Source organism: Wenyingzhuangia sp. 2_MG-2023, from assembly GCF_030548295.1.
Taxonomy (GTDB): Bacteria; Bacteroidota; Bacteroidia; order Flavobacteriales; family Flavobacteriaceae; genus Wenyingzhuangia.
On record NZ_JAUOSB010000002.1, the window covers coordinates 56,093 to 79,402 of the forward strand.

The 23,310-nt window shown below is 33.3% G+C and carries 19 protein-coding genes and 1 tRNA gene; 11 read left to right on the plus strand and 9 right to left on the minus strand.

Going from position 1 to position 23,310, the window contains the following annotated elements; translation table 11 throughout:
- Positions 1-7: 7 nt before the first annotated feature.
- From Q4548_RS03690 to dnaA, 3 genes are read right to left on the minus strand one after another with little or no spacing between them, the layout of a single operon-like run.
- The gene (locus Q4548_RS03690) at positions 8-715 is read right to left on the minus strand and encodes an SAM-dependent methyltransferase (protein ID WP_303451681.1); all 708 of its coding nucleotides are present in this window, start codon (positions 713-715) and stop codon (positions 8-10) included.
- A 1-nt stretch (position 716) separates the two neighbouring features.
- Entirely contained in the window at positions 717-1,178 is a 462-nt protein-coding gene (locus Q4548_RS03695; RefSeq protein ID WP_303451683.1) for a low molecular weight protein-tyrosine-phosphatase, read from the minus strand.
- 6 nt (positions 1,179-1,184) lie between these two features.
- Entirely contained in the window at positions 1,185-2,615 is a 1,431-nt protein-coding gene (dnaA, locus tag Q4548_RS03700) for a chromosomal replication initiator protein DnaA (RefSeq protein WP_303451685.1), read from the minus strand.
- Positions 2,616-2,797: 182 nt separating this feature from the next.
- Here dnaA and Q4548_RS03705 point away from each other — a divergent pair, with 182 nt between their 5' ends.
- A complete protein-coding gene (locus tag Q4548_RS03705) occupies positions 2,798-3,199 on the plus strand; it encodes a thioesterase family protein (protein WP_303451687.1) in 402 nt (133 codons plus the stop codon).
- A 2-nt stretch (positions 3,200-3,201) separates the two neighbouring features.
- On the opposite strand, the gene Q4548_RS03710 is transcribed toward Q4548_RS03705, so the two are convergent.
- From Q4548_RS03710 to Q4548_RS03725, 4 genes are read right to left on the minus strand one after another with little or no spacing between them, the layout of a single operon-like run.
- On the minus strand, positions 3,202-3,822 hold the full coding sequence (locus tag Q4548_RS03710; protein WP_303451688.1) for a YigZ family protein: 621 nt from the start codon (positions 3,820-3,822) through the stop codon (positions 3,202-3,204).
- Positions 3,819-4,685, minus strand: coding sequence for an EamA family transporter (locus tag Q4548_RS03715; protein ID WP_303451690.1), 867 nt, complete (start codon positions 4,683-4,685; stop codon positions 3,819-3,821). Before Q4548_RS03715 ends, Q4548_RS03710 begins: the two co-directional genes overlap by 4 nt.
- On the minus strand, positions 4,685-5,737 hold the full coding sequence (gene ribD, locus Q4548_RS03720; protein ID WP_303451692.1) for a bifunctional diaminohydroxyphosphoribosylaminopyrimidine deaminase/5-amino-6-(5-phosphoribosylamino)uracil reductase RibD: 1,053 nt from the start codon (positions 5,735-5,737) through the stop codon (positions 4,685-4,687). The genes Q4548_RS03715 and ribD overlap by 1 nt, the downstream gene beginning before the upstream one ends.
- Positions 5,737-6,204 carry a hypothetical protein gene (locus tag Q4548_RS03725; RefSeq protein ID WP_303451694.1) on the minus strand — a complete coding sequence of 156 codons (468 nt, stop codon included), beginning with the start codon at positions 6,202-6,204 and terminating at the stop codon, positions 5,737-5,739. Before Q4548_RS03725 ends, ribD begins: the two co-directional genes overlap by 1 nt.
- A 49-nt stretch (positions 6,205-6,253) precedes the next feature.
- Here Q4548_RS03725 and prmC point away from each other — a divergent pair, with 49 nt between their 5' ends.
- From prmC to Q4548_RS03745, 4 genes are all read left to right on the plus strand, one after another.
- On the plus strand, positions 6,254-7,099 hold the full coding sequence (gene prmC / locus Q4548_RS03730) for a peptide chain release factor N(5)-glutamine methyltransferase (protein WP_303451697.1): 846 nt from the start codon (positions 6,254-6,256) through the stop codon (positions 7,097-7,099).
- Between the two features lie 47 nt (positions 7,100-7,146).
- Positions 7,147-7,824: a tRNA (guanosine(37)-N1)-methyltransferase TrmD gene (trmD, locus tag Q4548_RS03735; RefSeq protein ID WP_303451698.1), complete on the plus strand. Its 678-nt coding sequence runs from the start codon at positions 7,147-7,149 to the stop codon at positions 7,822-7,824.
- A 126-nt stretch (positions 7,825-7,950) separates the two neighbouring features.
- The gene (gene rplS / locus Q4548_RS03740; RefSeq protein ID WP_303451700.1) at positions 7,951-8,304 is read left to right on the plus strand and encodes a 50S ribosomal protein L19; all 354 of its coding nucleotides are present in this window, start codon (positions 7,951-7,953) and stop codon (positions 8,302-8,304) included.
- Between the two features lie 200 nt (positions 8,305-8,504).
- Positions 8,505-10,715 carry an NADP-dependent isocitrate dehydrogenase gene (locus tag Q4548_RS03745; protein ID WP_303451702.1) on the plus strand — a complete coding sequence of 737 codons (2,211 nt, stop codon included), beginning with the start codon at positions 8,505-8,507 and terminating at the stop codon, positions 10,713-10,715.
- 96 nt (positions 10,716-10,811) lie between these two features.
- Here Q4548_RS03745 and Q4548_RS03750 read toward each other — a convergent pair whose 3' ends face one another.
- The gene (locus tag Q4548_RS03750) at positions 10,812-11,951 is read right to left on the minus strand and encodes a geranylgeranyl reductase family protein (RefSeq protein ID WP_303451704.1); all 1,140 of its coding nucleotides are present in this window, start codon (positions 11,949-11,951) and stop codon (positions 10,812-10,814) included.
- Between the two features lie 184 nt (positions 11,952-12,135).
- Between Q4548_RS03750 and ccsA the strand changes: the two genes are divergently transcribed.
- The 5 genes from ccsA (at position 12,136) to Q4548_RS03775 (ending at position 21,790) form a co-directional block, all read left to right on the plus strand.
- Positions 12,136-15,366: a cytochrome c biogenesis protein CcsA gene (ccsA, locus tag Q4548_RS03755; RefSeq protein WP_303451706.1), complete on the plus strand. Its 3,231-nt coding sequence runs from the start codon at positions 12,136-12,138 to the stop codon at positions 15,364-15,366.
- Between the two features lie 65 nt (positions 15,367-15,431).
- Positions 15,432-15,947: a DUF2892 domain-containing protein gene (locus Q4548_RS03760; protein WP_303451708.1), complete on the plus strand. Its 516-nt coding sequence runs from the start codon at positions 15,432-15,434 to the stop codon at positions 15,945-15,947.
- Between the two features lie 221 nt (positions 15,948-16,168).
- Entirely contained in the window at positions 16,169-17,287 is a 1,119-nt protein-coding gene (locus Q4548_RS03765; RefSeq protein WP_303451710.1) for an efflux RND transporter periplasmic adaptor subunit, read from the plus strand.
- Complete coding sequence (locus Q4548_RS03770; RefSeq protein WP_303451712.1) at positions 17,287-20,487, plus strand: efflux RND transporter permease subunit; 3,201 nt, start codon at positions 17,287-17,289, stop codon at positions 20,485-20,487. Before Q4548_RS03765 ends, Q4548_RS03770 begins: the two co-directional genes overlap by 1 nt.
- Positions 20,468-21,790 (plus strand): TolC family protein, encoded by a 1,323-nt coding sequence (locus Q4548_RS03775; RefSeq protein ID WP_303451714.1) that lies wholly within the window; start codon positions 20,468-20,470, stop codon positions 21,788-21,790. Before Q4548_RS03770 ends, Q4548_RS03775 begins: the two co-directional genes overlap by 20 nt.
- A 108-nt stretch (positions 21,791-21,898) precedes the next feature.
- On the opposite strand, the gene bshA is transcribed toward Q4548_RS03775, so the two are convergent.
- Positions 21,899-23,032, minus strand: coding sequence for an N-acetyl-alpha-D-glucosaminyl L-malate synthase BshA (gene bshA / locus Q4548_RS03780; RefSeq protein WP_303451716.1), 1,134 nt, complete (start codon positions 23,030-23,032; stop codon positions 21,899-21,901).
- A 191-nt stretch (positions 23,033-23,223) separates the two neighbouring features.
- Between bshA and Q4548_RS03785 the strand changes: the two genes are divergently transcribed.
- Positions 23,224-23,296, plus strand: a tRNA-Phe gene (locus Q4548_RS03785).
- The last annotated feature ends 14 nt before the right edge of the window (positions 23,297-23,310 follow it).

Consider the following 23,310-nt stretch of genomic DNA (forward strand, 5'->3'; position numbering starts at 1 on the left):
TGAATTATTACGATGCGTGAATGATAAAAATAGCTGGGATTTTATGCAGTTCTGGACTTTGTGATTTCCACGCTGCAATGGTAAATGTTTTTATGTATTCCTTAGGCATGGTAATATCCGCAGCAATACACAAACGTGTATTTGGAGACAACGTAGTTTTTAAGTCATCCAACATTTTATGATTACGATAAGGTGTTTCTATAAAAATCTGTGACTGACCTTGTTCTTTAGACAAACGCTCTAGTCTTTTGATTTCTTTTTTTCTTTGCGATGCTTCAATAGGTAAATAACCATTAAAAGCAAAACTCTGCCCGTTCATTCCAGAAGCCATCATAGCCATTAAAATAGAAGAAGGCCCTACCAAAGGAACTACTCTAATTCCTTTCTCATGAGCTAGTTTTACCACATCAGAACCAGGATCTGCCACCGCAGGAACACCAGCTTCGGACAACAAACCAATGGATTCACCTTCCAAACAAGCATCTAAATATGTATTTACCTCAATAGGATTTACATACTTATCTATCAACTTTAACTGCAAACTAGGTTGCGACTTAAGGGGAGTAATTTTTTTAATAAACCTTCTTGCCGATTTTTCATTTTCCACAATAAAATGTGTCAACTGTTCTACAACAGCTTTTACAGAAATAGGCATTACTTCCAATGGCTCATTATCGCCTAATGTAGTTGGGATTAGATACAAATTACCTTTCATCTTATTGTTTTATTTTGGCCAGAATAGCATCGCAAGCACTATCTAACATTTGATACACGTTTTCAAAACCTTGATCACCTCCATAATAAGGATCAGGTACAGAAATATCACTTCCCTCAACCACTTCGTTCATAATCATAGAGACTTTTCTTTTTTGTGCTTCGTTTTTTGCCAGCATCAAAATATTTCTATAATTAGATTCATCCATCGCATAAATAAAATCAAAAGCGTCCAAATCCGATGCTTCTAATTTTCTAGCTCTTTGGTCAGTAATATCAATTCCATGTTGTTTTGCTACCAAAATAGATCTAGCATCTGGTAAATTACCTACATGATAAGCCCCGGTTCCCGCTGAATCTACCATAATATTCAATCCGTTTGATTTGGACTTTAAAATCCCTTCTGCAAGAGGAGATCTACATATATTCCCTAAACAAACCATCAAAACGTTAGCAGTTTTCATAACAACTTAAAAAGATAATTTTTTAGAAATATCGTCAACATATTTCTTAAACTGTTTGTCTGTAGCAGTTAAATTATCTACTGTTTTACATGCATGTAATACAGTAGCGTGATCTCTTTTTCCTATCTGAGAACCAATACTTGCTAATGAAGATTTGGTCAACTTTTTAGAAAAATACATGGCCAATTGTCTTGCTTGTACAATATGTCTTTTTCTTGTCTTAGACTGTAATGTTGCCAAATCAATTTCAAAATACTTAGAAACTACTTTCTGAATGTAATCTACAGAAACTTCTTTCTTTGTGTTTTTCACAAACTTATCAACAATACTTTTAGCCAAAGCAAGACTAAATTCTTTTTTATTGAATGCAGATTGTGCTATCAAAGAAGTAACAACCCCCTCCAACTCACGCACATTGCTTTTGATGTGCTTAGCGATAAACTCAATCACATCATCTGGAACTTCTACACCATCTCTATACAAGCGATTTTTCAAAATCCCGATACGAGTTTCGTAATCTGGAGCTTGCAACTCTGCAGACAATCCCCATTTGAAACGAGACAACAAACGTTGTTCAATATCTTGCATATCCACAGGTGCTTTGTCAGATGTCAAAATTACCTGTTTCCCATTTTGATGCAATTCGTTAAAAATCTGAAAGAAAGCATCTTGAGTTTTTGTCTTTCCTGACAAGAACTGAATATCATCAACAATCAATACATCTATCATCTGATAAAAATGTAAAAAGTCGTTTCTGTTGTTATTTTTTAAAACAGCGTCACCATATTGCTGAATGAACTTTTCCGTAGATACGTAAAGAACCGTTTTGTCTGGATATTTATCTTTTACCTGTACACCAATGGCATGAGCCAAGTGTGTTTTACCCAAACCTACACCTCCGTAAATCATCAAAGGATTGAAAGAAGTTCCTCCTGGTTTGTTAGCAACTGCCATTCCTGCAGATCTACCTAAACGATTGGATTCTCCTTCCATAAAATTGTCAAAACAATAATTTGGATTCAAATTAGACTCAACTTTTACCTTTTGTAATCCAGGAATAATAAATGGATTTTTAACTTCTCTGCTAACACTTTTAGCCACAAATGAAACGTTTTGAGGTTTCATTGGGGCTCGGTTAGAACTCGGTATTTTTACTGTTTGCGGAACTTTACTACTGTATGAGTTTTCTAAACGAACATCGTACAACAAACGAGCTTCTTTTCCTAATTCTCTTACCAATGCACTTCGCATAATCTTGACGTAATTCTCCTCTAGAAACTCAAAGAAAAATTTACTAGGTACCTGAATTGTCAATGCAGCACCCTCTAATTTAACCGGAACAATAGGCTCAAACCATGTTTTATAACCAACTGGTGTAATATTGTCCTTTATAAATCTCAAGCATGATGCCCAAACATCTTCGGCGGTTTTTATCATAGTTTTCGTTTGCACTTATTAGTTTTAATAATCAGCTGATTGAGCCCTTAACATTAGTTAAGTACCACAATCATCTTTAGGGGACTACAAAAGTGTGAATAAAATTCATTAAAAAAAAACCTATCCCCTATTGCATTTCAGTTTTTTTTTACCTAGAATGAAGTAATTATCAAATACACAATATGAATCCCAAATTTTATACTCATAGAGTAAAATATTACGAAACAGATCAGATGCAATATGTGCATCACAGCAACTATGCAAAACACTTTGAAACTGCTCGTATTGAATGGCTTAGAGACTCTGGCATCTCCTACAAAAGCATGGAAGACAATGGTGTTATGCTGCCCGTTGTCAACTTAAATATCAACTTCAAAAAACCTGCCAAATATGATGATGTTTTAACAATTAAAACTGCCCTAAAACAAGAACCTAATGTAAAGATTATTTTCACTTATGAAGTCTACAATCAAGAAAACGAATTGTTAACAACTGCAGAATCGACTTTGGTATTTGTAGACATGAAAAAAAATAAACCGATACGATGCCCAGAATACATTTTAAATGCAATTATGCATGCATAATATTATGAATTTGATGACAAAATTACTTTTACACATCTCAAATCATCAAATGCTTGAATTACATTTTTAAAAATAGCTACTGGAGAACACAATACAAATTTACAATCTAAATACATTTCTTGTTCTGTTATTTCTAAGTCAAAAGTTTTGATCAACCTCATCACTTTATCTACATGCTCATAAGAACTTAAAACAGTAAATGTTTCTTTAATTGTTTTCTCCAGTATTGTTGCCTCACGTAATGTTTCTTCCGCACAAGTTCTATATGCTTTTATCAAACCTCCTACACCTAGCTTAACACCTCCAAAATACCGAACAACCACCAAGAGAACATTAGTTACATCAAAAGCCAACAACTGTCCGTAAATAGGCTGACCAGCTGTATTACTTGGTTCTCCATCGTCATTCACTCTATAGGTTAATCCATCGTAACCCAATCTGTAAGCATAACACCAATGCCTAGCATCGTGGTATTGTTTTTTAATTCCCTCCAAGGCTTCTTTCACCTCATCTTCTGTAGTTACAGGAATTAAATAACCTATAAACTTGCTTCCTTTTTCTTTGAAAAGAACTTGCGCTACAGTTATATCAATGGTTTTATAAGTATGTAACGGTTCTTTCATAAGGCAAAGGACAAAAAGACAATAGCAATTAACGACATTCCCAAACCAAAATAATTTAGTTTGCTTAATTTTTCTTTGTATAAAAACAATCCCAATAATACAGACAACAGGACCACTAAAAGATTATTAGCAGAAAAAATAAGAGCTGTACCGTATTCTTTTTGAGACAGTGCTTTGATAAAAAAATAAATAGAAAAGTAATTAGGAGCTCCCAAAGCCAAACCTCCAAGCCAACTTTTGGGTGATATTTTTGTGTTTCCAAAAAACAATCGGATACTGAAAACCAAGACACCTATCAGACCACAAAACAAAAATAACGATGTGGAAAATATGTCAAACTCATGACTTGGAACATAATGGGTTTGCATGTGATTTAACAATGTATCTGCCAATCCACTTCCTATAAAAATTAGCAACGGCAAATACCAAAGGCGTTTGTCAAATTTTTCTGCTCCCGATTTTTTCGATGTAAACCAAACTCCTAAAAGCGCAAAAACGATTCCTATCAACTTTACTATTCCTATAGACTCATTGTACAAAACAATTCCTGCAACAATGGGAATTACCACGCTCATTTTGTTGGCAACCGTCATTACAGACAAACCACCTTTTTGAGCTGTTAATGCCATTAAATTGAACACAATTATAAAAATAATTGCAATTGCAACAGCTCCAAAAACCCAATCTTTTGTAATTAAAAACGGAACTGAAATCTCTACTTCACTAAAAAAATAACCAATCGCAAAAGCTAAAAAATAACTAACTACAATCGCCTGAAGGTTATCCAACTGATAACGATTGAATTCTTTCAAAATGACAAATACCAAAACAGTAAAAAAAATACTTAAAAAGAGATACATCATTAGGCTTTGGGTCTATAGTGTTTTAAAAAATCTTCTCCAAAATGCTGAATTCTCACGAGTTCTCCTTCCAATTCAGGAGCTAAAACTCCATTTTCAAAAAGTGAATCTCCAACAAAAACCTTTGCCTCATCCCACAATTTCTGTGCTATAAAAGTAGTGAGTAACTGCCTTCCTCCTTCTACCAAAACAGATTGAATATTTTCTTCATACAAAGCTGTCAACAACTGCGAAAGTATGTTTTCATTAAAATTTATTTTCTTAAAAATCACATGCTCATGAGTAGCTTCTTGTTCTGTAAACACCAATGTTTTAACAGCTCCGTTGTACAAATGATACGATTGAGGAACTTTTAAAGATTTATCTATCAAAATTCTTACGGGAGATTCTCCTCCAAAACTTCTTGTGGTCAACGTAGGATTGTCTTTTAACGCAGTATTGGTTCCTACCAAAATAGCGTGTTCTTGAGCACGAATTTGATGTACTTTCTGTCTAGACAACTCATTAGAAATCCATGTAGGCTGTGCTTCTTCATAAGCAGTTACCGTTCTATCTTTATCAATAAAACCATCTCTGGTTTCAGCCCATTTTAACAAAACATAAGGTCGTTTTTTATTATGAAACGTAAAAAAACGCTTGTGCAATTCCTCACATTCCTCTTCCAAAACTCCCACATGCACTTCGCAACCCGATGCCAACAACAGTTGAATTCCTTTACCCGCAACTTTAGAAAATGTATCTACACATCCAATGTATATTTTAGGAATTTGTTTCGCAACAATCAAATTTGCACAAGGGGGCGTTTTTCCATAATGCGAACAAGGCTCTAACGTAACGTACAACGTAGCTTTAGACAACAGACTTTGGTCTTTTACAGAATTGATTGCGTTTACTTCTGCGTGTGAACCACCATAAGCGTTGGTATACCCCTCACCTATAATAACACCATTACAAACAACAATAGCTCCTACAGATGGATTTGGATATGCTTGTCTTGTTCCTTTTTTTGCAATGGCTATTGCCCGTTGCATGTATTGTAGATGTTGTACATCCATTAGTTATGAATCTTTATTTTTTCTGAATAATTGATAGGGTATTTTTTTGTCACAAACAGTTTTTCAAACGTAGCTTGTCCTTGCAACTTCACCTCAATTTTATTGGTAAAAATACTATTTAATATAGAACTCATCAATCCTTTTTTAGAATCAAAAAGTTGACTGTACGATAATTTTAACTCCAAAGGAACGTAAAAGTTTTTCTTAGAAGGTACTTTTACTTTTTGATTTTTTAAATAGCCCAAATCAATACTATTGACTTCCGCATGCAAATTATTCAAACTAATTTTACCTCCAATTTTATTTGGATTGTTAAAATCCAAATCTGCTTTGATTACAATAGAATCATTCACCACTTTAGAAACCATTACATTTCTGACTCCCACATATTCTGGAGCTTTTAAATCTCCACAAGAAACCAGAGAGATTACACTTATAAAAACCAATATTATTTTTACGTACTTCATATATGTATATTTGTAGTCGCAACAAAAATATCAATAAATAAGCCAATTAATGACTTTACTCTCATTTAAACAACATCTTTATGTTACTTTGAAAGATCACTATCCCACTACTGAGCTTGACTCTTTCTTTAGAATTTTACTTGAGGATGTACTCAAATTGTCCAAAATTGATGTTGCATTAAATCCGCAGCAAGAAATTTCTAAAATAGAGCAATTGCAACTTCAAAATATTATTGATGGATTGATGACACAACAACCAATACAGCATTTGATTGGTTTTACAGAATTTATGGATTTGAAATTCATTGTAAATCCAAACGTATTGATTCCCAGACCTGAAACCGAAGAATTGATTCGATGGATTGTTGCCGATTCTTTTTCTAAAAACAACATCGATATTTTGGATATAGGAACAGGAACAGGATGCATTCCCATTCTATTAAAACATCAATTAAAACAAGCAACGGTACAAACAATAGATGTTTCTAAAAAAGCTATTGAGACTGCTAAAGAAAATGCAAACATCAATAAAGTAGCTATTGAGTTTATACATCAAGACATTTTAAAAACAGAAAAAATCTCCAAATCTTACGATGTCATTGTTAGCAATCCGCCTTATGTAAGAAATTTAGAAAAAAAAGAAATGCAACAAAATGTTTTAGCACACGAGCCTCATTTGGCTTTGTTTGTTGCAGATGAAGATCCTTTAATTTTTTACAGAAAAATAGCACAACTTGCCAAACAAGCTTTAAAACCAAATGGAGCATTGTACTACGAAATCAATCAGTATTTAGGAAAAGAAACTGTTGATTTGTTAAAAGACATCGGTTTTAAACATGTAACACTCCAAAAAGATATTTTTGGAAATGATAGAATGATCAAAGCTTCTTTTTAGTACACAGTGCTAACTACTAAATAACTACTTTTGCAAAAAAAATTACCATGCGTATAGATATCATTACCGTTTCTCCAGAATTGATACAAAGTCCATTTGAATACTCTATTATGAAAAGAGCACAAGAGAAAGGATTGGTAGAAGTTCATTTTCACAACTTAAGAGATTTTGCTGTTAACGATTACGGTAAAATTGACGACATGCAGTTTGGTGGTGGTGCAGGTATGGTGCTAATGATAGAACCTATTGATGCTTGCATTAGCAAACTAAAAGCCGAAAGAGATTATGATGAAATTATATACATGACTCCAGATGCTCCAACACTAAACCAACGCACTGCAAATACACTTTCTATGAAAGAAAACATGATTATTTTGTGTGGACATTACAAAGGAGTTGATCAGCGTGTGAGAGACATGTTCATCACCAAAGAAATTTCTATAGGAGATTATGTTTTGAGTGGTGGTGAATTGGGTGCAGCCGTATTGTGTGATACTATTTTAAGGTTGATTCCAGGAGTTTTAGGAGATGAAACATCCGCATTGACAGATTCATTTCAAGACGATTTATTATCACCACCTGTATACACAAGACCTGCAGATTACAAGGGACACAAAGTACCAGAAGTATTGACTAGTGGAAACTTTCCGAAAATAGAAGAATGGAGAACCGATAAAGCATTGGAAATCACTGAGAGAGTAAGACCAGATTTACTAGAAGATTAATTATATTTTCTTTAACAAAACTTATGGTTATCTAATATTTTGTTCTTATTTTTGCAAATCTAAAATAACCTCTGACGAGGTCCGTGAATGTTATTTTAGTGAACAACCATGATTAAATTATAAGAAATGGAATCTTTAGTAAAATTTGTACAAAACGAATTTGTAACAAAAAAAGAATTACCGGCATTTAAAGCAGGAGACACTATTACTGTTTATTACGAAATTAGAGAAGGAGAAAAAGTTAGAACTCAGTTCTTTAGAGGAGTTGTAATCCAAAGAAGAGGTACTGGATCTAGCGAAACTTTTACCATTCGTAAAATGTCTGGAACTATTGGTGTAGAGCGTATCTTCCCAATCAACTTGCCAGCAATTCAGAAAATTGAAATGAACAAACAAGGTAAAGTTCGTAGAGCTAGAATCTACTACTTTAGAGAACTTACTGGTAAGAAAGCAAGAATCAAAGAAGTTAGAAGAAAGTAATTTCTATCCACTTAAGAAAATTAAAAGCTCAATACCAAGGTATTGGGCTTTTTTTATTCGTTAAAATAGCACATTTTCACCAAAATCGTTGTGTTTTTAACACACCATCAATTAAGTTGAGAATATTACTACATTTGCAAAACTTATCAAACCATAGTTTCTAACTTTAGAACTTAATAACACAACATAAAGAATTAAAAATGGCAACAGAAAATTCAAAAATCATTTATACGTTAACGGATGAAGCTCCTGCTCTAGCAACCTATTCCTTATTACCTATCATCAAAGCTTTTACTAGCAAGGCTGGTATTGACGTTGAAACAAGAGATATCTCTTTAGCAGGAAGAATATTAGCTAACTTTCCTGAGTACTTAACAGATGATCAAAAAATTTCTGATGCTTTAGCTGAGTTGGGTGAATTGGCAAAAACGCCAGAGGCAAACATTATCAAATTGCCTAACATTTCTGCTTCAATTCCTCAGTTACAAGCTGCTATAAAAGAATTGCAAGGAAAAGGATTCAATATCCCTAACTATCCTGCAAACCCTAAAAACGAAGAAGAAAAAGCAATCAAAGCTCAATATTCTAAAGTTTTAGGTTCTGCTGTAAACCCTGTGTTACGTGAAGGTAACTCTGACCGTAGAGCCCCTAAAGCAGTTTCACATTACGCTAAAAAGAATCCTCATAAAATGGGTGCTTGGAGCAAAGACTCTAAAACACACGTAGCTTCTATGGAAGCTAATGATTTTTATGGTTCTGAAAAATCAATAACAATTCCTGAAGCTACTGAATACAAAATTACTTTCAACGGTACAGACTTAAAAGGATATGCTCCTTTATTGGCTGGAGAAATTATTGATACTTCTGTAATGAGCATCAATTCTTTAAAAGAATATGCTGCTAAAGAAATTGCAGATGCAAAAGCAAATGGCGTGTTGTTATCTTTACACATGAAAGCTACCATGATGAAGGTTTCTGACCCAGTTATTTTTGGTGCTATTGTAGAAGTTTTCTACAAAGATGTTTTTGAAAAATATGCTGATTTATTTACGGAACTGAATGTTACTGCAACCAATGGTTTGGGTGATGTTTACAATAAAATTGCAGGGCACCCAAAAGAAGCTGAAGTAAAAGCAGCTATTGATGCTGTTTATGCAAATGCTCCTGCTGTGGCAATGGTAAATTCTGACAAAGGAATTACCAACTTGCACGTACCATCAGATGTAATTGTAGATGCTTCTATGCCTGCAATGATTCGTACTTCTGGTCAAATGTGGAATGCCAAAGGAGAACAACAAGATACCAAAGCAATGATTCCAGACAGATGTTATGCTGGAGTATTCCAAGCTACTATTGACTTCTGTAAAGAAAATGGTGCTTTTGATCCTGTTACTATGGGAACAACTCCTAACGTAGGTTTGATGGCTCAAAAAGCTGAAGAATACGGTTCTCATGACAAAACTTTCCAATTGGAAGAAGCAGGAACGGTAACTGTTGTAGACAAAAACGGAAACGTTATCTTGTCTCAAGAAGTTGAAGCTGGTGATATCTTTAGAATGTGTCAGGCAAAAGATGCTCCTATTCAAGACTGGGTAAAATTAGCAGTTAACAGAGCTAGAGCTACAGGTTGGCCTACCGTATTTTGGTTGGATGAAAACAGAGCTCACGATGCTGAAATGATAAAAAAGGTAAAGACTTATTTAGCAGATCACGATACTAGTGGATTGGAAATTTTCATCAAATCTCCTATTGAAGCTACCTTATACACTTTAGAAAGAGTAAAAGCTGGTTTGGATACTATTTCTGTAACAGGAAACGTATTGCGTGATTACTTAACAGATTTATTCCCTATTTTAGAATTGGGTACTTCCGCTAAAATGTTATCTATTGTACCATTAATGAATGGTGGAGGATTGTTTGAAACAGGTGCTGGTGGTTCTGCTCCAAAACACGTTCAACAGTTGATAGAAGAAAACTATTTACGTTGGGATTCTTTAGGAGAATTCTTAGCATTGGCTGTTTCTTTAGAACATCTTAGTGAAAAATACAGCAATACACAAGCACAAGTTTTAGCAGATACTTTAGACATAGCTACAGGTAGATTTTTAGACAATGACAAATCTCCTACTCGTAGAATTGGGGGAATTGACAACAGAGGTTCTCACTTCTATTTAGGACTGTATTGGGCACAAGAATTGGCTGCTCAAGATAAAGATGCTGAGTTCAAAGCTATCTTTACTCCTATTGCAAAAGCAATGACTGAAAACGAAGCTAAAATTGTAGAAGAATTAATTTCTGTACAAGGTAAACCTGCCAACATTGGTGGTTATTACTTATTAGACCAAGAATTAACTTACTCTGTAATGAGAGCAAGTGCTACGTTGAATTCTATTATTGACGGAGTTGCTTAATTAGCACAAAAAAAATAGAAATAAAAAACGCTTTGTAAACATATTACAAAGCGTTTTTTTGTTTTTAACAATCTTAAAATCATATTGATAGAATGTTTAAAAAACCAATCCTTTCAATTTCTCTTTAAGCTTCTCATTTACATCTTTGGGGTAATTTTTTTCTCCCATAAAAATATCTGTCAAAGCCTCACTAAAACGCTGCCCATATTTTTTCAACAAGAACTTTCTAACTACCTTACTTCCGTAAAACAACCTTGCCAGCTTCATAGATGTTAGCAATTCTGGCATGATCGTATTTTCAATAATGTCTGTGTACATCTTAGCTGCTTTTTCCGAATTCCCTTCTGAACTAGCAATAGCTTCCGCAGCCAATTTACCACTCAATATAGCATTAGAAATTCCCTCTGCTGTTAATGGATCTGCAAAACCAGCCGCATCACCAATCAAAAACACATTGTCTTTTACAAAACCATCCAAACGAGGTGTTACTGGAATTTGATATCCGTGTTTTTCAATGCTGATAATTTCTTCTATCCCTAAAAACTTAATATACTCAGCACAATATTCTTTAATTTTTTGATCGTCTTTTAAAATAGCCCCCACTCCAATAGACAAGTGATTTTTCTTAGGAAAACACCAACCGTAACCCGCTGGAATAGCATCTATATCAAAACGTATTTCTTTAGACAATCTTTCAAAATCTGCATCATTTACTTCTATCTCATATTCCAAGGCTGGAATTAGATTACGCGTTTCTTCTTTCCAACCTGCCATTTTTGCTACTTGACTATACACACCATCTGCTGCAATTACAAATTGTGCTTTTACAATTCCATGAGTAGTGTCTAACTCAATACCATTGGCTACTTTATTGATTTTTTGAACCTTACAATTCTGTATCAAATCTACTCCTAATTCTTTTGCTTTATCTACAATCAACTTGTCAAAAGCATCTCGCATCACAAGAGAAACAATAGGCTCTTCTCTTTCTGTCTGAAAATGTAAATTTTTGCCCATATAGACATCAATTTTATTGAATTCAATATCTACCACATCCGAAACATCAAAAGGCATCTCTTTTCTACCTCTATAAACCAATCCGCCACCACACACTTTATATCTTGGTAAAATTTCTTTTTCTAAAATAACTGTTTTGATTCCTGCTTTTGCCAAATGAAAAGCTGCGGATGCTCCCGAAGGCCCACTACCTACAATAGCGACACTGTATTGCGACATATATTATTTTTTTTAAGACCAATATAATAGTTTCTTCTTTAATGAAAGTAAAAAACAAAACACATTTTTACCGTCTTAAAATATCCTCTAAAAAAGTTAAAATTAGAACCACTATTGGCACTAATATTGACAAGTTTTAACCGTTTATTACGTAATTTAGCACCTTAAAAATTTATTGTTCCCCATGAAAAAAATTTGGAATATTCTTTACAGTACCCGCTTGATGGCAATCTTGTTTATTGTTTTTGCTACATCAATGGGAATCGCAACATTTATAGAAAATGATTACGGAACTGAAACTTCAAAAGCACTAGTATACAACACATGGTGGTTTGAAATGATCATGTTACTTTTTGTTGTCAACTTTCTTGGAAATATTTTTAAATACCAACTTTTTAAGAAAGAAAAGTTAACGGTTTTGTTATTTCATCTTTCTTTTATTTTTATTCTTATTGGAGCTGGTGTAACTAGATATGTTAGTTTTGAAGGAGTAATGCCTATTTTGGAAGGAGAAAAAAGCAATGAAATATTTTCTGAGACTACCTATATAAACGTAAACGTTCATAATTTTAAAGAAGAAAAATACGTTCACAGCCCTATTTTGTTATCTGCATGGGGAAAGGCTTCTTATGATTTGGAAACTGATTTTAGAGGTCAAAAAATTAAATTTGAGTTGACGGAATACATTCCAAATGCCAAAACTGAATTTACAACTTCTGAAAAAGGGGATGATTATTTACATTTTGTAGAATCTAGTTCTGGTTCTAGACACGATCACTACATCAAAAAAGGAACTATTGAGAATGTTCACGGGGTTTTAGTTGGATTTGAAAATCCAGAAAATACTTCTATAAATTTCACCAATGTAAACGGAGAAATCTATATTCAATCTCAGCACAAAGGTACATTTATGAGAATGGCCGATCAATTTACAGGGGAAATACCTCAAGGAGAAACCACAAAATTTAACTACTTAAGCCTACATCAAATTGCTGGATTGAGTTTTGTAATTCCTGAAAAACCAGTAAAAGGAGATATGAAAATAATCTCTGCAAAAGACAAAAAATCTTTCCCAGAAGCCATGCTTACTTTCAAAGTTACTTCTAACGATAAAATGACTTTGATACAAGTAAAAGGAGGAAAATATACATCTAACAAACCTGTTTCATTCACTTTAGCAGGATTGAACTTTAACCTTTCTTACGGATCAAAAATCATCAAACTTCCTTTTCACATTCAGCTGAATGATTTTCAATTGGAAAAATATCCTGGTTCTGAATCCGCAGCTTCTTATGCAAGTGAAGTTACTTTAATTGATGAAGAGAACAACAATACTTTTGATTTTAGAATTTTTATGAATCATATTTTAGATTATCGAGGTTACAAATTCTTTCAATCTAGCTACGATTTATCTGGACCTAAAGAAGAAACAAGACTGTCCGTAAACCATGATGCCATTGGTACTTTTATTACCTATGTAGGTTATTCTTTATTATACACCTGTTTGATTATGACTTTATTTCTTAAAAAGACAAGATTTGGTTTGTTAGGACAAAAATTAAACAAGTTGAAAAACAAAACAACCATCATTGCGTTACTTATTGGGCTTTCTACATCCTTCGGATTTGCACAAGAAAATCATGAGGGACACAACCACGAAGGGCACAGTCATGAAGAGCACAGTCATGAAGAGCACAGTCATGAAGAACACAATCATGATACACATAACCACAGCACTACCGAACCTACTCAAAAACTAACGTTAAAAGAAATTAAAGAAGCTATTGTTAAAAATGCTGTAAAACCAGAACACGCACTAGAGTTTAGTAAATTGGTGATTCAAGATGCTGGTGGACGAATGAAACCCGTAAACACTTTTGCGAGCGAATTGTTGAGAAAAGTGAGTAAAAGTGATACTTACAACGGTTTGGATGCCAATCAAGTGTTTTTATCTATGATAGAAAATCCTAGAGCTTGGTTTGAAGCTCCTGTGATTTATTTAGAAAGAAATGATGATAAAGTAAGAACCATTTTAGGCATTGATGTTGAATCTAAATACGCTGCATTGTCTAATTTTATAGACCCAAGCGGAAATTACAAATTGACCAATTATGTTGCCAATGCAGAAAAAAATCAAAAGAAAAACACTTTTGAAAAAGACATCATCAACATAGACAAACGTGTAGGGTTGTTGTACACTGCTATTAGCGGAAGTATTTTGCGTATTTATCCTAAATTAAATGATGAAAACAATACATGGGTTTCTCAACTAGAATTAGAAACTGCTGGTTTTACTGGTATTGATTCTGTGTTTGTAAAACAAATTATTCCTGCCTACAGACAAACATTGTGGCAAGCAAAACAATCTGGAAACTATACGGAAGCAAATCAAATTTTAGACGGAATTAAAAACTTTCAAAAAAAATACGGTGCAGCAATCTATCCTAGTCAAAAGAAAATTGATTTTGAAATTACTTATAACAAATATGATATTTTCAAAAAACTGTTTTCATACTACATGTACATCAGTGCTTTGTTATTTGTATTTATCATTTTTCAAATTTTTAAAGACGGAAAAATTGTCAACTTATTGATCAAAGGAAGTGTTGGAATTGTTGTTTTCTTATTCATTCTACAAACAATTGGTTTGGGAGTACGTTGGTTTATTAGTGGTCACGCTCCTTGGTCTGATGCCTATGAATCTATTATTTACGTAGCCTGGGCAACCATGTTATTCGGATTGATTTTTGGTAGAAAATCTTCGTTGACCGTTGCTGCTACTGCTTTTGTTGCTGCCATGATATTGATGATTGCACACTGGAACTGGATGGATCCACAAATTGCAAATTTACAACCAGTACTAAATTCTTATTGGTTGATGATTCACGTAGCCATTATTGTTGCTAGTTATGGGCCTTTTACACTAAGTATGATTTTAGGTTTGGTGGTGTTAATTTTAATGATTTTAACCACTTCTAAAAACAAAAAGTCATTACGTCATAAAATTGATGAGTTGACTATTATCAACGAAATGAGTATGACCGTTGGTCTGATTATGCTAACCATTGGTAACTTTTTAGGTGGTATGTGGGCTAACGAAAGTTGGGGACGTTACTGGGGATGGGATCCTAAAGAAACTTGGGCTCTGATTAGTATTATGATTTACGGTTTTGTACTACATATGAGATTGGTGCCAGGATTGAGAGGAAAATTTGCCTTTAACATTATATCTGTATATGCTTTTGCTAGTATTATGATGACTTACTTTGGAGTAAATTTTTACCTTTCTGGATTGCATTCTTACGCTAGTGGAGATCAGGTAGTAACACCTAGTTTTGTGTATTACTCTATAGCTATTGTGGCTATAATTGGAGTCTTGGCTTACTTAAAATTTAAAAAATACTACAAAAAATAAATTGAATTGTTGATTCCATAATTAAAAATGTAAATTCGCAAATCGTATAATTACAAACAAACAACATGTTTCATAAGTATTTAAAATTAGTTTTAGCAGGAGGTATTGCTGTGTTGGCAGTACTACAATTTATAGACGAAAACATTGGAAATGGTATTCTACTACTTTTGTTAGCTGGAGTATTTGTGTTTTTCTATTTTAAAAATGAGATTTTATTATTGGCATTTTTACAAATGAGAAAACAAAACTTAGAAGGAACCGAACAGTGGTTGGCAAAAATTAAAAATCCAGAAGCAGCTTTGATTACTTCTCAACAAGCCTATTTTTACTATTTACAAGGATTGATGGTGGTTCAAAAAAACATGACTCAAGGTGAAAAACTATTAAAAAAAGCTTTGGGAATTGGATTGCGTATGGGGCACGATATTGCCATGGCAAAATTAAACTTAGCAGGTGTTGCTATGAGCAAACGTAGAAAACGTGAAGCTACCACCCTATTAAACGAAGCTAAAAAATTAGACAAGCACGGAATGCTTACTGATCAAATTAAAATGATGAAAGATCAATTGAAAAGAATTTAATTCTCCTTTCATTAAATAAATAAAACCTTCTTATTAATTTAAGAAGGTTTTTTACTTTATAACGACTAAAGTGCAATATAATAGTACTTAAATTATCTTACTTAAATTAAGTTTTTTTTAAAATTTCATAAACAAAGTATTGGTACTATATTTGTTAAACATACAGATTAACTAACAACAAACGTTTACAGTACTATATCAACTTTACTACACTATAAAAAATGCGAAAAATTATTTTGTCCGTCCTAGGGATATTATTTATTATTGGGGCCGTTTTACTTTCTAGGAACATCATAGCCAATAAAACAAAACCCAAACCTGTAATTAAAAAAACAGTAAAATCTATTTTAACAGACACTGTTCTAAACAAAGAAATTCCAATTATTATTCCAGCCAACGGTAGTTTGGTAGCAAAACAACGAATAGAATTGTATTCCGAAGTACAAGGAATACTAAAACTTGGAAAAAAATTATTTAAAACTGGACAATTTTATCACAAAGGTGAAACATTAATTCACATTGATGCTGCTGAATATTCTGCAAATGTACAATCTGCTAAAAGTGTTTTGTACAATGATCTTGTCGCTATCATGCCAGATTTACGTTTGGATTTTCCTGAAGTGTATGAAAAATGGCAAAGTTACCTAAGTAGTTTTGATATGAACAAGCCTATCCACCAACTTCCAAAAATGACAACAGAGAAGGAAAACTTTTTTATTGTAGGACGTGGAATTGTAAGTAGCTATTACAATGTTAAAAACCTAGAAGAGCGTTTGGGTAAATATAAACTAACGGCTCCTTTTGATGGAATTCTTACGGAAGCATTGGCTACAGAAGGAAGTTTGATTAGAAGCAATCAAAAATTAGGAGAGTTTATCAGTCCTTCTATCTACGAAATGCAAGTTTCTATCAGCAAATCTTTTGCCCATGTGTTAGAAACCGGAAAACAGGTGGCTTTGAGAAATTTAGACAAAACAGAAGAATACACTGGTACTATTACCCGTATCAACGGAAGTGTAGATCCAGAGACTCAAACATTTGAAGTTTTTATAGAAGTAAAAGGAGAACGACTAAAAGAAGGAGTGTATTTAGAAGCTTTGATTGATGCTAAAAAAGTAGAAAATGCTATCGAAATTAACAGAAATCTATTGTTAGAAAATAATGAAATATTTTGCGTTGTAAATAAAACACTTCAAAAAATAACGGTAAACCCTGTATATTTTTCAGACACAAAAGCCGTCTTACAAAACATTCCTAACGGAACCGTAATTTTAAAGAGTCCTGTTGCGGGAGCTTATGCAGGTATGTTGGTACGTCCTTATAAAAACACTGTAAACTAATGAGAAAAATTATTAGTTATTTCATCAAATATCACGTAGCGGTAAATGTTTTTATCCTTGCTTTTATTGTTTTCGGAATTTTTGGAATCTCCTCTTTAAAGTCTTCTTTTTTCCCTTTAGTAGATTCTAAAATCATCAATATAAGTATTGTTTATCCTGGTGCAGCTCCACTAGAAATTGAAGAAGGAATTGTATTGCAAATAGAAGACAATTTAAAAGGTCTTGAAGGTGTTGACAGAGTTACCTCTATTTCTAAAGAAAACAGTGGAACCATTACTGTAGAAATAGAAAAGGGTGAAAACATTGATTTTATGCTCTTAGAAGTAAAAAACGCAGTGGATAGAGTTCCTAGTTTTCCTACAGGAATGGAGCCTTTGGTGGTTTCCAAACAAGAAGAAGTTAGACAAACCATCTCTTTTGCTATCAGTGGTAAAGAAGTCCCTTTGGCTACCTTAAAGCAATTGGCCAGATCTGTTGAAACCGATTTAAGAGCTATTGATGGTATTTCTCAAATAGAAATTAGTGGTTTTCCCGATGAGGAAATTGAAATTGCTGTTAACGAAACTAGTTTGATTGCCTACAATTTGACTTTTTCTGATGTAGCAGATGCAGTTAGCAATTCTAACATTTTGACAACAGGAGGAGAAATTAAAACAGATGTTGAAGAATACTTAATACGAGCTAACAACAAGTCTTATTACGGTCACGAATTGTTTAATACCATTGTAAAAGCAAATGCTAACGGAACAGTGATTCGTTTAAAAGATGTTGCAATTATTAGAGATCGTTTTGAAGAGACTCCTAATGCTACTTATTTTAACCAACAATTGTCTGTAAACATAACGGTTACAAGTACCAATAATGAAGATTTGATTACGTCTGCAGAAAAAATCAAAGACTATATTGAAGTTTACAATCAAAAAAGTGAAAACATTCAGATAGATGTTATTAGAGACATGTCTAAAACATTGGTGCAACGTACAGAATTGCTTACTGAAAATGCCATTGTAGGAATGATTTTGGTCTTGGTATTTTTATCCTTATTCTTAAATACTCGTTTGGCCTTTTGGGTAGCTTTTGGTTTGCCTATTTCCTTTTTAGGAATGTTTATTTTTGCCCATCAATTTGATGTAACCATCAACGTGCTGTCACTTTTTGGAATGATTATCGTAATTGGTATTTTGGTAGATGATGGAATTGTAATTGCTGAGAATATTTACCAACATTATGAGAAAGGAAAATCACCTATACAAGCTGCAATAGATGGAACTATGGAAGTAATTCCTCCTGTAGTTTCTGCAATCATCACAACACTTTTAGCCTTCTCTCTCTTCTTATTTTTAGACAGTAGAATTGGAGAATTTTTTGGAGAAGTTTCTGTAATTGTAATTTTAACGTTAGTTGTTTCTTTAGTAGAAGCCCTGATTATTTTACCTGCTCACTTAGCTCATTCCAAAGCATTACAACCTTATGTAGAAGAAGAAAATCCATCAAAACTAAAACTCTTTTTTGGTAAAATGAGGATTATTAATAAGCTAGGAGATCAACTAATGACTTATTTAAGAGATAAAATATACAGTCCTACTTTAGATTTTGTTTTAAAATTTAAAGTTTTATCAATAAGTATCTTTTTTGGTTTTCTAATTTTAACTGTTGGATCTATTATGGGAGGTATTATCAAAGTAACTCTTTTTCCAAGTGTTGCAAGTGATAGTGTTACAATACAACTTGAAATGCCCGCAGGAACCAACGAAAAAATTACAGATTCAATTATTTCGCTCATCGAAGAAAAATCTTTTATTGTAAACCAAGAATTTACCGAAAAGTTTTTTGATAGTTCAACCGAAAAACAACTATTTGAAAACACCATTTTAAGTTTCACAAGTAGTTCTAGCGCAAAACTTACCATAAATTTATTACCTGGTGAAGAAAGACCTAACGAAATTAAATCGTTTATGATTAGTAACCGATTGCAAGAATTGGTAGGACCTGTAGTTGGTGTAGAAAAATTACTTTACAACTCTGGGGGTAACTTTGGGGGTAGCCCTGTTTCTGTTTCTCTTTTGAGTAATAATATTGATGAACTAAAAGCTTCTAAAAAAGAATTGAAAGCTTATCTAGAAACCAATCCGCTATTAAAAGATATAGAAGACAACGACCCTGTGGGAATTAAAGAAATTAGAATTCTCTTAAAAGAAAATGCTTATCTTCTTGGGTTGGATTTAAAAACGGTGATGAATCAAGTACGTTCTGGTTTTTTTGGAGTACAAGCACAACGTTTTCAACGAGGACAAGATGAAATTAAAGTTTGGGTTCGTTACGATAGTGACAACAGAAATTCTATCAACGATTTAGACAAAATGCGTATTGTTACTCCTTCAGGAAACAGAGTGTTTTTTAAAGATATTGCGAGTTATGACATCATTCGTGGAGAAGTAGCCATCAATCACTTAGAAGGACAACGAGAAATTCAGATTTCTGCAGATTTAAAAAATCCTAACGAAAGTAACACTGAAATTTTAGACGATATAAGAACTAATTTCATTCCCGATTTGCAAAGTAAGTATCCTTCTATTTCAGCATCTTTTGAAGGGCAAAACAGAGAAGCTAGCAAGCTATCTTCTTCTTTAAGCACCGCTGGTTCTATTATTTTGCTTTTGATTTACATCACCATTGCATTTACGTTTAGAAGTTATAGTCAGCCTTTATTATTGTTGCTATTAGTACCTTTTAGTTTGACTGCAGTTGCCTGGGGACATTGGATTTTAAATTTCCCTGTAAACATTTTATCGCTACTAGGAATTATTGCTTTGATTGGTATTATGGTAAATGATGGGTTGGTTTTGATTGGAAAATTCAACACCAACTTAAAAGAAGGGATGAAATTTGACGATGCCTTATTAGATGCTGGTAAATCTAGATTTAGAGCCATCTTTTTAACCTCATTAACCACCATTGCCGGTTTAGCTCCTTTGCTTTTAGAAAAAAGTAGACAAGCACAATTTTTAAAACCTATGGCTATTTCAATATCCTTTGGTATTGCATATGCTACTATACTAACCCTTTTAGTTTTACCATTATTTTTGTCTTTTAGCAATAGTGTTAAGAAGAATGTAAAATGGTTAGCTACCGGAAATACTGTAAGTAAAGAAGAAGTTGAACGCGCAATAAAAGAACAACATGAAGAACAAGAGCACTAAAACCTGTCTATGGATTGCATTTGCTTTTAGCATTTCAACCCTAAAAGCACAAGAGCTTTTAACACAAGACCAAGCCGTTGCGTTAGCATTGCAAAACAACTTTGGTATAAAAATGGAGAACAACAATGTAGCAATGGCTAAAAACAACGCTAGCATTTTAAACTCTGATTACCTACCTACGTTGTCTGGTAGTGCTGGTGCCAACACTAATTTAGACAATACAGAAGCCGTATTTTCTAATGGGACTGTTACTGTTTTAAACAAAGCTAAAAGTTCTAGTTACAATGCTTCTTTAAATATCAATTACACTCTTTTTGATGGATTTGGTAGAGAATACAACTACAAAAAATTAAAAGAAGAGTATCATTTATCTGAATTGCAAGCTAGAGAAACCATAGAAAACACCATCATTCAGTTGTTTTCTTTGTATTACAATGTGGCTTTACTTAAAGAAAATACAGCTACGTTATCTCAGAGTTTTGAAATTTCTAAAGAAAGATCTAAAAGATCTGTCTATCAATTTGACTACGGTCAAAACACCAAACTGGAAGTATTAAATGCCCAAGTTGATGTGAATAACGATAGCATACAGTTGATGCAAATAGACCAAGAACTAAGCAATGCCAAACGCAATTTAAATGTGATTTTAGGAAATGCCATTAAAACAGATTTTGATGTAAATACAGAAGTTGGTTTCAATCTAAAGCAAAAAAAGGAACAATTGCTAAACAAGGCAAAAAGTAGAAATATAGCACTGTTAAAATCTGACACCAACATTGCCATTCAAGAACTGGAGGCTAAGCTTATCAAATCAGAATTTATACCTACATTGGGACTTACAGGTAGTTACGGATGGTCTAAAAACAACAACAATGCTGCATCATTTTTAACCACAGCTACCAACACTGGTTTGTCTGCGGGCTTGAGTTTGTCATGGAGTTTGTTTGATAGTAAAAAATACGTTTCTGTTCGAAACACAAAACTCAGTTTAGAAAATGAAAAACTTGCCCAACAAAATATCTTGATAGAAATAGAAAGAGATTTTAACAATGCTTGGGAAGATTATCAAAACAAATACAAAATTTTTCAAATACAGGAACTGAATATAGAGACTGCTCAAAATAATTTTGACAGAACTTTAGAAAAATTTAAGTTAGGACAACTAAACTCTATCGACTTTAGACAAGCACAACTGAACTTATTAAATGTACAATTGAACAAAAGTCAAGCAAAATACGAAGCAAAAGTTGCTGAATTACAATTGTTATTTTTAAGTGGAGATTTGTTAAATCAAGAATTTTAATTTTTATAAAAAACTTTCTAAGATATAAAAAAGCAGGATTGAAAAATTTCGATCCTGCTTTTTTTATGTTTTATATTTTCACAGATTTCATAAAGTCTTCTATCTACCTTAAGAAACTAACACTCCTTTATAAATGGCTTCATATTTAGGCAATACGGCATCTATGCTAAAAGTACTCGCCCTATCTAAGGCATTTTGTTTGTATTTCTCTAAGGTTTCTTTATTTTCTATCAATTTTAAAGTATTCAATGCCATATCATCCACATCACCTACATTGCTTAAAAACCCTGTAACTCCATGAATATTCACTTCTGGCAACCCACCTGTATTGCTTGATATTACAGGCGTTTTGGCAGCCATAGCTTCCAATGCTGCCAAACCAAAACTTTCAGACTGAGAAGGCAATAAAAACACGTCTGAATAGCATAAAATGGTTGCAACTTCTGTACTGTTTCCCAAAAACACAATTTTATCAAACACTCCTAACTCTTTGGCTTTTCTTTTTACATCTACCATCTCTGGTCCTTCTCCAACCAAAACCAATTTTGCAGGCTTGTGTTCCAATACTTTTGCAAAAACAATCACTACATCACTCGCTCTTTTTACAGGACGGTAATTACTGATATGTGTCAAAATAAATTCGTCGTTATTGGCAATATTTCCTCTTTGACAATCATGAACTCCTAATGGATGATTTTCGTACTGTTCTATTTCAATAAAATTGTAAACAACTTCTATCTCTCTTTTGATATCAAACAATCTGTAAGTATCCTCTCTTAAACTATTAGAAACAGACGTAACAACATCTGAATTGTTGATACTAAACTCTACAGCTGTTTTGTAATTAGGATGGCTACCTACCAAAGTAATATCTGTTCCGTGTAATGTGGTAACCACTCTAACCTCTATTCCCTTTTGAGCCAACATTTGTTTTGCCATATAAGCCGCATAAGCATGTGGAATGGCATAATGTACATGTAAAACCTCTAACTTATATTTTTCGACTACCTCAACCATTCTACTAGAAAGAGCCAATTCATAAGGTTGGTATTGAAACAACGAATATTCCTGAATTTGAACTTGATGAAAATGAATTCCGCTTGAGATCAAATCTAAGCGAACAGGCGGTTTGTAAGTGATGAAGTGAATTTCATATCCTTTTTTGGCTAAAGCCATTCCTAATTCCGTAGCCACAACTCCACTACCACCAAACGTTGGATAACATACAATACCTATGCGCATATTCTTATTTTTCAATATATGTCTACAAAACTACCTCTAACTTACGTTAACACAAAATTATTGTAATGTAGATGTTTAGCAAATAGCAAAAACTAGACCTTTTGTGATTTAAAAAAAAGATTTATTTTTTTATCAAATTTTACGTTCTAATTCCAAAAAAAGATTAAATTTGCAACCGCTAAGTTAAGCATGGTGCCTTAGCTCAGTTGGTAGAGCAAAGGACTGAAAATCCTTGTGTCCCTGGTTCGATTCCTGGAGGCACCACATTAAAAACCACA